Origin of the sequence: Corallococcus sp. AB038B, assembly GCF_003668955.1 — a bacterium.
GTDB classification, from domain to species: Bacteria; Myxococcota; Myxococcia; order Myxococcales; family Myxococcaceae; genus Corallococcus; species Corallococcus exiguus.
The window spans coordinates 80,900-91,317 of the sequence record NZ_RAWO01000002.1; the positions used below are offsets into that span (position 1 = coordinate 80,900).

Consider the following 10,418-nt stretch of genomic DNA (forward strand, 5'->3'; position numbering starts at 1 on the left):
CGGCCGATGGCTGACCCGAAGACCCCGGAACCGTCCCGCCGCAGTGAACGCTCCCGCCAGGCCATCCTCACGGCCGCCGTCGAGCTCGTTGGAGAGGTGGGCTATGCGCGTCTGACGGTCGAGGCGATCGCGGCGCGCGCGGGGGTGGGCAAGCAGACCATCTACCGGTGGTGGCCCTCCAAGGGGGCGGTGGTGCTGGACGCGTTCGTGGAGCTGAGCGGCGGCAACCAGCCCGCGGCGCTGCCAGACACCGGCAACCTCAAGGCCGACCTGAGGGTGGTGCTGCGCGCCACGGTGCAAGAGCTCACGGATCCGCGCTTCGAGCTGCCCTCGCGGGCGCTCACCGCCGAGTCCCAGTCGGACCCCGCGCTGGCCCAGCAGTTCGTGGAGGCCGTGCTGCGGCCCCACTTGAGGGCGATTCAGGAGCGGCTGCGCTCGGCACAGCAAGCAGGCCAGGTCGCGAAGGGGGTGGACCTGGACGTCGCGGTGGAGCTGCTCGTCGGACCGCTCTTCCATCGGTGGTTGCTTCGCACCGCGCCCCTCACGAGCGCGTACGCAGACACCGTGGTGGACCTGGTGATTGCCGCGCTGCGGCCCCTGCCCAAGGGCCGCTAGCGGGGCCTGGGGCCTTCCGGGCGAAGCGCTGACGGTAGTAGCGCCTCCACAGGTTCAGTCCCACCACCGTGGGCCCCAGGAAGCTCGCGAGCTGAAGGCCCTCGACGCCGACGTGCCTGGCGTTCACCACCAGGGCGGCGGTGATGGTGCCGATGCCCGAGGCCACCAGGGCGGCCATGTGCTGGAACCACCAGTGCATGCGGTCCTGGGGCGGCCGCATCCAGATCGAGCGCATCGACGCCCGTCATGCAAAGGCACGAACGTCGATGCAGGAATGGGGGCGCTTCGAAGACGGCTCGTCGATGCGTGTCGCGGGGACCTACTTCAACGAGCTCGTGAACACCGGCGACGGGCGCTGGCGCTTCACGCACCGGCGCTTCGTCGCGCACTACGCGGATACGGAGCCCGTGCCGGGCACGGTCTTCCCCGTGGGCCGCTGAGGTCCCCTGCCGGGTCCCGCGCCCCCGTCAGCGCGTCTTCTGCTGGTACGCCTTCACCAGCGCGTTCATGCGCCGCCCGCTCGGGTCCTCCTTGCGAGGGTCGGCGACGACGAGCACCCACTTGCCCGAGACCACCGTGGAGCCGACGGCGTCGCCGATGAGCGCCCAGCCGGCCTCCTCCGCTTTCCTGGCCTGCTCCGCGCCATTGAAGTGGCACACCGTGGCCTCGAGGCCGCTCACCTTTCCGGCGTGACACCTGCCGCCGGGCAGCTTCTCGCCGACGTCGGTGAAACCGGAGGGCGACTCACCCGCCGCCCTCCATGCGTCCAGCACCTCGTTCACATTGCTGGAGCAACCCGTCAGCAGCATCGCTCCCAGCACGAAGCCCATGCGCCGCATGCTCAGTCCCACCCCTTGTGCTTGTGTTTGTGCTTCTTGTGTTTGCCATGGCCATGGTGGTGGTCATCATCGTCGTCCTCCCGGATGATGATGACCTCGCGAGAGGGCGGAGGCGGCCTGCCTCCGACCTTCACGTCCACGTCCACGTTCACGCCCACCTGGATGATGGGGCCGTGGTACTGGGGCGGCGGCGCGAACGTCACCACCGGACGCGGCACGTTCCAGCCGCGATAGACCGTGTTGACCCGCACCCGCTTCGGGTTCTCCCGCTGGTACGCCTCGGGGTACTCACCGGCGTAGTAGTGGACGTCCTCCTTGTCCACGAACTCCTGGCGCGGCGGTGGCTCGTAGGCGTGGTAGTGCGGCCCGTCGTGATAGCAGTACTCCACCACGTCCACGTCCACCTGGATGTCGACGAGCACGTTGAGCACCACCGGATGGTGCCCGTAGTAGGAGTGCCGGGGGCCCTCGTAGCCAAAGGGCGTGGGGTCGCCGATGAAGACGTAGACGTTGTCGCGCGTGCGGTAGAGCGTGTCCGCGTACAACGGCGCGGCGGAGTGCACGTGCATGGATTCGAGGTGGCACAGCCCGTCCCCGGGCTGCCCGGTGCGCGGGTGCATTCCCGCGTATCTCCACTGCTTCGCCTCGGCCGTGCTGGCGGCCAGGAACAGCAGCGCCGTGGCCAGAGGGGCCAGATTCCTGTGTGACATGGTGAGGGTCTCCCTGGAGACGGGCACGCTCCAGCCACTCCCTGACCCGGACCACCCGAGGGCGATCACATCCAGGCGCGTGGCCCGCCTCCGCTGTGTCCGGAGAGGTACTCCACGCGCATTCCGGCGACAGCGGGCACGAAATTTTTCGGTGCCGCGATATCGCTGTTGATCAAGAGGCTGTCTCGACTTTCGAACCTGCCCTGGCGTGCGCGGCCGGGGCTGGACACTTCGTCTGTCCAATCCCAGACGGCACGATGGAAGGAGGCAAGCGTCCAGGGCACGCGGGGGTCCGATCCTGGATGGGCGGCCATTCCCTGGGGGGCATTGGGAGGGTCCGCTCGCGCCCATACCCTTTCAGGCCACATCGACCTGAAGCGAGGACCCCCCGATGTCAAACCCCCGCTGCTTGTGCCGTTCTCGGTTGCTCCGTCTCCCGGTGTTGATGCTCTCGCTGCTGCTGTGCAGTGCATGTGAGGCCGTGGGCCGGATCGAGTCCCCTGAAGTTCAGGCCCTTCCCATGGAGCCTGCGTCCGCCCCCGAAGAGGAGGCGCTTCCCCCGACGCCCCCCACGCTGCCTCCGACTCCCGCGGGACTTCGCCCCGTCGCGGTCTGGGAGGGGATGTTCGTGGAGGAGTGGGGCCGCGAGCACATGCAGACCTTCCTGCCCTGGAGCAACTCACGCGACAGCTGGGACTTCTACAACCTCGCCTACGGCCTGGACGCCAACACCGCGATGTACCGGGCCACCGGAAAGCGGGCGTACCTGGACCGGGCCCTGCTCTACGTCAACAACCTGGTGGCCTCCGCCCGCGTCTCCTCGGCGCTTCCCCAAAGCCAGTTCAAGGACGGATACCTGGGCTGGACCTCGACCCTGACGTCCCCCTCCGGGCAGGAGGTGCCGCTCTATGAGAGCTATTGCTGGCGCTACGTGACGCGCATGCTGCGCATCATCCGCGAGACGCCGGACCTCTACGGCTCTGGCAACTACCGCAGGCAGTACGACCGGCTGCTGGCGTTCACGGAGCGGAACATCTTCGACAAGTGGTTCCTGCGCGGGGCAAACGACTTCGTCTACCGCAACCGCACGCACATGGCCGCGCACTGGGCCTTCATCGCCATGGACCTGTCGCGGATGACCACCGACCCGCAGCGGAAGGCCCGCTACCTGGAGGTCTTCAGCAACATCAACCACGGCATGCCCAACTTCCCGTCCTCGCTGCGCGACAAGATCGCGCCCAACCCCGACCACCCGGCGGCCTGGTTCTGGAACGACAAGTGGGACACCAACGCCCAGCCCGGCCAGGATGTGGCGCACGCGAACAACGTGCTGGCCTTCATCGTCGAGGCCCACGACGCGGGCATGGAGTGGACGGACGCGGACATCCGCAGGTTCGTCGCGACGCTCAACACCGTCATCTGGCCCTCGCCCAAGGTGTATGCGGAGTTCGTGGATGGCACCGGGCCGGGGGATGGCTGGTTCAACGACGGGCTGATGAAGCTGGGCCGTTACGACGTCAACCTCCAGCGCCGGCTGGAGCAGCATCGCGTGGGCCAGAACAGTCAGTTCTTCGCCAACGGCGCGCTCAACGTGCGGATGCTGTCCGAACAGGCTTTGCAGTAGGTGGGGGAGGGGGGGCCCCGTCCTCGGACAGAGGACGGGGTGCGGTTTCGGCACTGTCAGCGGACCGTGCGGGCCGCGGGGAACATGCGGACCAGCAGGGCCGCCAGCGCGGAAGCCGTCGCCAGCAGCGTCACGCCCACCCAGCCCCAGTGGGACAACACCAGACTGCCGCTCGCCGCGCCCACGGACATGCCGATGAACACGCCGGCGAACAGCAGGGCGTTGAGGCGGCTGCGTGCTGCGGGCTCGATGCCGAAGACGAGCGTCTGATGCGCCACGAGCGTCACCTGTGCGCCCAGGTCGAAGCCAATCGCGCTGGCGCCAATCAGCCACAGCCGGTGATGGGGCTCGAGCCACGGCGCCGCGAACATCGTGGCGAAGGAGAGGACGGTCAGTCCGGCGCCCAGGCGCGTGACGACCTCCGGCCCGTAGCGATCCGCGATGCGGCCCGCCACCGGAGCGCCCAATGCCCCCGCCGCGCCCGCCAGACCGAAGGCCCCCGCGGCCGCGCTCCCCAGGTGGAACGGGGCGCCATGCAGCATCACGGCGAGGGTGGACCAGAACGCGCTGAAGCCAATGGAGATGAGTCCCTGGGCCAGCGCTGCCCTGCGCAGGGCGCCATGCTTGCGCCACAGGCCGGCCAGCGAGCCGAGCAGGGCGCCGTAGGAGAGCGTGTTGGTCGGATGGAAGCGGGGCAGGCCGCGCCAGGCCGCCACGCCGACCAAGGCCACGCTGGCGGCGGCGACCATGAACATGGCGCGCCAGCCGAAGCGCTCGGCCACCACGCCGCTGATGACGCGGGACAGGAGGATGCCGAGCAGCAGGCCCGTCATCACCGTGCCCACCACCTTGCCGCGCTCATGCTCGGAGGCCAGGGTCGCGGCGGCAGGGACGATGTCCTGCGCCACGGTCGCCGTCAGGCCCACGGCGAAGCTCACCACCAGCAGCAGCTGGATGTCCGGGGCCAGGCCGCCCAGCAGCAGGGCCACGCTCAGCAGCGCGGCCTTGAGGAGGATGATGCGGCGCCGGTCGAAGCGGTCACCCAGCGGCGTCAGCAGCAGGATGCCCAACGCGTAGCCCAGCTGCGTGAGCATGGGCACCAGACCCACCGCGGTGTCGGAGGCGCCGAGCGTGGCCCCCATCACCCCCAGCATCGGCTGGCTGTAATAGATCGCCGCCACCGACAGGCCGGCGCTCGCGGCCAGCAGCAGGCGCAGACCGTGCGACAGGGAGTTACTGGCGGCGGAGACCGGTGAGGGGAGGGCGGCGGTTCCATGTACGGCGCGAATGAAGGACATGAGGGTCACCTCGGGTGATGCGCGATGAGGTGACAGTGCGTCAGAGAGAGAGGGGACGGTAGACGCCTGCTCCGTACAGCGGTTATACGCGTTGCGTATCACCATGCCCCTCCCCTCGAAGCCTGCCCGTCGGCGTGGGTCGCCGCCGAAGATTCCCGCGTCCGCCAGCGCCGACCGGCTGGAGCTGATGCAGACGTTCATCCGCATCGTGGACGCCGGGAGCCTGTCCTCCGCCGCCGCGCAGCTGGGCACCACGCAGCCGACGGTGAGCCGCCGGCTCCAGGCGCTGGAGCGTTCACTGGGGCTGCGGCTGCTCCAGCGCTCCACCCACGCGATGAAGCTCACCGAGGACGGGACGCGCTGCTACGAACGGGCGAAGGAGCTGCTGGCCAGCTGGGACATGTTCGAGTCCGACCTGCGCGGCGCGAGCGACGAACCCGAGGGCACCCTGCGCGTCGTGGTGCCTCACGCCTTCGGTCAGGAACTGCTGGTGGACCCGCTGACGGAATACCTGGGCCGCTACACGCGGGTCTCCGTCGAATGGCTGCTGCATGACCGGGCCGTGGACTTCATCGCGGACGGCATCGATTGCGCGCTCCACGTCGGCGAGGTGAAGGACCCCAGCGTGGTGGCGATCCGCGTGGCGGAGGTGCCTCGCATCGTCGTGGCCGCGCCCTCGGTGCTGACAGGGGGACGCGTGCCGGTGCATCCCGACGAGCTCGCGAGGCTGCCCTGGCTGTCCCTGCGCACGTTCTATCGCAACGAAATCTCACTCACCCATGTGGCCACCGGTGAGGTCCAGCCCATCGTCTTCCAGCCGCGCGTGAGCACGGACAGCCTCTACGCCATGCGCAGCGCCGCGGTGAAAGGCCTGGGCGTCTGCGTGGGCTCGTCCTGGGTGCTTCGGGAGGACCTCCAGCGCGGCCGGCTTGTGCACCTGGTGCCGCAATGGCAGGCGGCTCCCCTGCCCATGTACCTGCTCTATCCCGCCGCGCGCTTCCATCCAGCGAGGCTGCGCAGGTTCGTGGAGTGGATGCGGGAACGGATTCCGGCGGCCCTGGCGGTGGCCACTCGCACGGGGTGATGCGGCGTCTATCTGGCGGTGGGCACGAGGCCGTAGAGGGTGGTGACCTCCTGGGAGCGCGCGGCGTGCAGGGGGTCCGCCTTGTCCTTCGCCTTGGAGTGCCGTGCCGGGGTGGACTTCCGCCACGCCACCGTCAGGCCGCAGCGCTCGAACTGCTCCTCGATCCACCCGGCCGGACGCAGGCCCAGCAGCACCGCCAGGTCCGAGAGGATCAGCAATCCCTCTCCCCCTGGGTTCATCGCGGAGGGGAGCCCTTCGAGGAAGCGGCGCAGGAACTGGCTGTCCTCGTCGAACACCGCGCGGTCCACCCGGTTCTTGGGCGGCTCGGGAATCCACGGCGGGTTGCAGACGACGAGGTCCGCCTTTCCTTCCGGGAACAGGTCCGCCTCCGTCACCTGGAAGCGCTGGGCGAGGCCCAGCCGCTCCGCGTTCTCCCGTGCGCACGCCACCGCGCGGGAGTCGCAGTCCGTGGCCTGCGCGGACGCCGCTCCGCGCTGCAGCAGCAGGAAGGACAGCACGCCGGTGCCGGTGCCCACGTCGAACACGCGCTTGCCCTTCACGTCCGACACGGCCGCCAGCAGCTCCACGTAGTCCGTGCGCGTGGGCAGGTAGACGCCGTAATGCGGATGGAGCAACCCCTTCAGCCCCGGGACCTCCAATCCCTTGCGTCGCCACTCCGCGGCCCCGAGCATGCCGAGCAGCTGCTTGAGCGGCACGACGGTGAAGTCCTCCGTGGGCTCGCCCCAGACCTGCCGGCACGCCTCCGCGACGTCCGGCGCGCGCGCGAGGTCCAGGCGGTAGCCTCGGTCCAGCGCGACGACGATGCGCGACAGCGTCGCATGCTCCTGCTGCCGCGCGCGGCGTTCGGCCCGGAATGCCTCCAGCGGTGAGCGGGCCCGCCAGGGCTGTTCGAGCCGCCGGCCCAACGCGCCCAGCAGCTGCTTCGCGTTGTGGAAGTCGCCGGAGTAGCGCAGGAATTCACCCCGGCGGACGCGCTTGAGCGCGGTGTCGGCGCTGAGGCCGTCGTCCACGGGCGACAGGCGAGTGGGCGCGGGCTCGTCACTCTCCGAATGCCAGGTGAACGCGGCTTCGGGCGGAAACTCGAAAGGCGAGGCGGTGGGGCGGCGGGGGCGATCCATGCCCCTGGGGTAGCACGGTCAGGACTCACGGCACAGCCGGTCCACGAACTTCAGCATCGTCGGCAGACGCGAGCCTCCGTGCATCCGCCGGATGTGCTCCGCGGCGGTCGCGGTCTCCATTCCAATGGCCGTGACGAGCAGAGGGCGCAGGCTCCCTCCCCGAACGATGGGCAGCGCTGGCCCGGTGGTGACATAGGGCGTCTTGGCCACGCCGATGACGGGCACCGTGCGACAGAGCGCCTCGTACAGGTGCGCTCCCAGTCCGGGTACGTTCTCCCCGAGCCACACGTAGCCGTCCACGACGATGGCCTCCAGCGGCTCCTGCACGTCGGCGAGCACCCGCAGCAGGTGCGGCAGCTCGCGGCGGTAGAACTGACCGGGCTCGTAGGGGGCCGCGATGGGGCCCCGGTCCACCAGGTGCCCAGCCTCCTTGGCGTCCGTCCACCCTCGGAAGAGGACGCACGCGGCCACGGTGACGTCGGGGCGGTAGTCCACGTCCACGCAGGCGAGCATCCACGTCTCCTTGGGCGCCCCCAAGCTACAGCTGATCCACCGGACACTGGAGTCCTCAAATCAAGGTTGGGTATTTCTTGATTTAGAGCTTTTGCTGTTAATGCAAATTCCTTGCCGGAGGGGTCCAGATGATGAGGCGTGCGGTGGTGTTTCAGGCGGTGTGTCTGTTGGGAGGCGCGGGGACGGCCGGGGCGGTGACGCCCACGAACGTGACGAAGGTGGCGCGGGTGACGGGCGCCACGCCAGCGGGTGAGACGCTGCCCAATCCGAACCAGACGCACACCAACTACGAGGTGTACGGCACGGACCTGGGCATCGTCTGGGACAAGGGCGGTGGTGAGGTGTTCGTCCTGTTCGGGGACACCTTCGGCGCGGGCTGGTGCGGCAACGGCGGGTGTGGCGGCGGCTGGCGCAGCAACGTGCTGGCGCGCTCGACGGACACCACGCTGTCCAACGGCCTGTCCTTCACCACGATGGTGCAGGACCGCACCCGCCACGCGAAGGAGGTGCTGGCGTCCCGGAAGGTGGACAACGACGAGATGACCGTCATCCCCACCGCGGGCGTCAGCGTGGGGACGCGCCACTTCATCCACTACATGTCCGTGAAGCACTGGGGCGATCCGGGGCAGTGGACCACCAGTTACTCGGGCATCGCGTACTCGGACGACAACGGACAGAACTGGGTGAAGCACCCGTCGGCGCGCTGGGTGAACAACGCGTCCTTCACGAATCCCTTCCAGATGGGCGCCTTCGTGAAGAACGGCGGCTTCGTCTACCTGTACGCCACGCCCAACGGACGCTTTGGCAACGTGCACCTGGCGCGTGTGCCGGAGGGCGCGCTGCTGGACATCAACGCGTACCGGTATTGGGACGGCAACGGCTGGTCCGCGTCCCAGGCAGCGGCGCGCCCGGTGGTCATCGGCATCGCGGGGGAGTTGTCCGTCGCCTACAACGCCGCGCTGGGCCGCTTCCTGATGACGTATCTCAACGAGCACCGGCAGGCCGTGGTGATGCGCGACGCGGGCACTCCCACCGGGCCGTGGAGCGGGGAGAAGCTGCTGGCCACCGGCGCCGCCTTCCCCGGGATCTACAACGGCTTCATCCACCCGTGGGGCAACAGCGCCAGCGAGCTGTACTTCATCACCTCGCAGTGGACGCCCTACAACACGTTCCTGATGCGCGCGACGCTCACGGCCGACGCGGAAGGCAACAACCTGCTGTCCGAGCCGGGCTTCGAGACGCAGGCCGCGACGCCGACGATGGCGCCCTGGTACCTGGCTGGCGCGGGCGGCATCGACCGGGCGATGGGCAACGCGCGCACCGGCCAGGACAACGGCTACGTGCGCGGGTCCAGCGGCTGGAACGCGCTCAAGCAGAGCGTCGTGGTGCAGCCGTACACGGACTACACGCTCAAGGGTTGGCTGCGCTCCTCGCCCAACACCACCCGGGGCTACTTCGGCGCTCGCGCCGCGGGCAATGGCCCCATCCTGGGGGAGACGCAGTACGGCTCGCTGCCGTCGTGGGCGGAGCGCACCGTCACCTTCAACTCCGGCGCGAACACCGTGGTGGAGGTGTACAGCGGCGTGTGGGCGGACGCGGGCGACACGTGGGCGCAGTTGGATGACGTGAGCCTCACGCGGGGCGCGAACCTGGTGGCTCAGGCTGGCTTCGAACAGCAGCCGTCCTCCACCGCGACCTCACCTTGGTACGTGCAGGGCAATGGCGGCGTCGACCGGGGCTTGGGCTTCGCGCGCACCGGCGCCAACAACGGCTTCGTGCGCAACAACACCGGCTGGAACGCCCTCAAGCAGGGGGTCGCGGTGACGCCCAACACCGTCTACACGCTGACCGGTTGGGTGAAGACATCCACCAACCAGAATGACGGCTACTTCGGCGCGCGCATGCTCAACGGCGGTCCCGTCCTCAACGAGGTGCACCTGACGCAGCCGTTGGGCGGCTACACGCTCCAGTCCGTCACCTTCAACTCGGGCGCCAACCACAGCGTGGAGGTGTACGCCGGAACCTGGGCGAACTCGGGTGATACCTGGCTGCAGGTGGACGACGTGGCCGTGGTCCGCAACTGAAGCCTCGGGATGCAGGGCACCTCCGTGCCCTGCATCAGCGGGTGTGCTTCCGGACGCTCAACCCTCGGCGGTCTGGGGCTGCTCGCCGTCCGGGCGCCCGTCGCGACACACCTGGGGGGCTTCTTCGGTGGACATCACCGAGGTCGTGGGTTCGGAGCCCACGCCGGCCGTTTCGACGCAGCGGTAGCCCGCCTCACCGCAGTTCGTGTCCTGGCCGTTGGCGCTGCAGGCGCTCTCACAGAGCGGGAACCTCTGCGTGCAGACGATGCTGCACGGGGTCTCCGCGGCGAGGGCCGGCGCGGAGGTGAGCAGGAGGAGGGCAGCGGCGAACGGGGCGGGGATGCGCATGCGGAGCTCCGGGGGAGAAGGGGAGTGTGGATGCTCGCCCCGGACATGCTGCGTGGGGAATCGTGGCAATCCGCTACTCGGCGGAAGCACGGACGAGGGGCGCCTTGCGGCGGCCCCGTCCTCGGCGAAGTGCAGCTGCCGCAGCCGTTGGGCGGCGACACACT

The 10,418-nt window shown here is 69.2% G+C and carries 11 protein-coding genes; 5 read left to right on the forward strand and 6 right to left on the reverse strand.

Translation table 11 applies throughout. From position 1 onward, the window contains the following. Positions 1–6 precede the first annotated feature (6 nt). Both D7Y04_RS11745 and D7Y04_RS11750 read left to right on the forward strand, forming a co-directional pair. A complete protein-coding gene (locus D7Y04_RS11745; protein ID WP_121759375.1) occupies positions 7–615 on the forward strand; it encodes a TetR/AcrR family transcriptional regulator in 609 nt (202 codons plus the stop codon). 197 nt (positions 616–812) lie between these two features. Continuing rightward, a complete protein-coding gene (locus tag D7Y04_RS11750; RefSeq protein ID WP_158627495.1) occupies positions 813–1,055 on the forward strand; it encodes a nuclear transport factor 2 family protein in 243 nt (80 codons plus the stop codon). Positions 1,056–1,082: 27 nt separating this feature from the next. On the opposite strand, the gene D7Y04_RS11755 is transcribed toward D7Y04_RS11750, so the two are convergent. Both D7Y04_RS11755 and D7Y04_RS11760 read right to left on the reverse strand, forming a co-directional pair. After that, positions 1,083–1,454: a hypothetical protein gene (locus D7Y04_RS11755; RefSeq protein ID WP_120597669.1), complete on the reverse strand. Its 372-nt coding sequence runs from the start codon at positions 1,452–1,454 to the stop codon at positions 1,083–1,085. A gap of 2 nt (positions 1,455–1,456) precedes the next feature. Continuing rightward, positions 1,457–2,164, reverse strand: a complete 708-nt coding sequence (locus tag D7Y04_RS11760) for a hypothetical protein (RefSeq protein WP_121759377.1) — start codon at positions 2,162–2,164, stop codon at positions 1,457–1,459. A gap of 520 nt (positions 2,165–2,684) precedes the next feature. On the opposite strand from D7Y04_RS11760, the gene D7Y04_RS11765 reads away from it, so the two are divergent. Next, positions 2,685–3,788 (forward strand): hypothetical protein, encoded by a 1,104-nt coding sequence (locus D7Y04_RS11765; protein WP_233601382.1) that lies wholly within the window; start codon positions 2,685–2,687, stop codon positions 3,786–3,788. A 56-nt stretch (positions 3,789–3,844) separates the two neighbouring features. Here D7Y04_RS11765 and D7Y04_RS11770 read toward each other — a convergent pair whose 3' ends face one another. Beyond that, on the reverse strand, positions 3,845–5,086 hold the full coding sequence (locus D7Y04_RS11770) for an MFS transporter (protein WP_121759379.1): 1,242 nt from the start codon (positions 5,084–5,086) through the stop codon (positions 3,845–3,847). A gap of 103 nt (positions 5,087–5,189) precedes the next feature. Here D7Y04_RS11770 and D7Y04_RS11775 point away from each other — a divergent pair, with 103 nt between their 5' ends. Beyond that, the gene (locus tag D7Y04_RS11775; RefSeq protein ID WP_233601383.1) at positions 5,190–6,170 is read left to right on the forward strand and encodes a LysR family transcriptional regulator; all 981 of its coding nucleotides are present in this window, start codon (positions 5,190–5,192) and stop codon (positions 6,168–6,170) included. 8 nt (positions 6,171–6,178) lie between these two features. Here the strand turns inward: D7Y04_RS11775 and D7Y04_RS11780 are convergent, their stop codons facing one another. Continuing rightward, positions 6,179–7,309: a class I SAM-dependent methyltransferase gene (locus D7Y04_RS11780; protein ID WP_121759381.1), complete on the reverse strand. Its 1,131-nt coding sequence runs from the start codon at positions 7,307–7,309 to the stop codon at positions 6,179–6,181. Positions 7,310–7,327: 18 nt separating this feature from the next. After that, positions 7,328–7,822 (reverse strand): endonuclease V, encoded by a 495-nt coding sequence (locus tag D7Y04_RS11785; RefSeq protein WP_121759382.1) that lies wholly within the window; start codon positions 7,820–7,822, stop codon positions 7,328–7,330. Between the two features lie 128 nt (positions 7,823–7,950). Here D7Y04_RS11785 and D7Y04_RS11790 point away from each other — a divergent pair, with 128 nt between their 5' ends. Next, positions 7,951–9,906, forward strand: coding sequence for a DUF4185 domain-containing protein (locus D7Y04_RS11790; protein WP_121759383.1), 1,956 nt, complete (start codon positions 7,951–7,953; stop codon positions 9,904–9,906). A 57-nt stretch (positions 9,907–9,963) separates the two neighbouring features. Here D7Y04_RS11790 and D7Y04_RS11795 read toward each other — a convergent pair whose 3' ends face one another. Continuing rightward, the gene (locus D7Y04_RS11795) at positions 9,964–10,254 is read right to left on the reverse strand and encodes a hypothetical protein (RefSeq protein WP_121759384.1); all 291 of its coding nucleotides are present in this window, start codon (positions 10,252–10,254) and stop codon (positions 9,964–9,966) included. Positions 10,255–10,418: the final 164 nt, after the last annotated feature.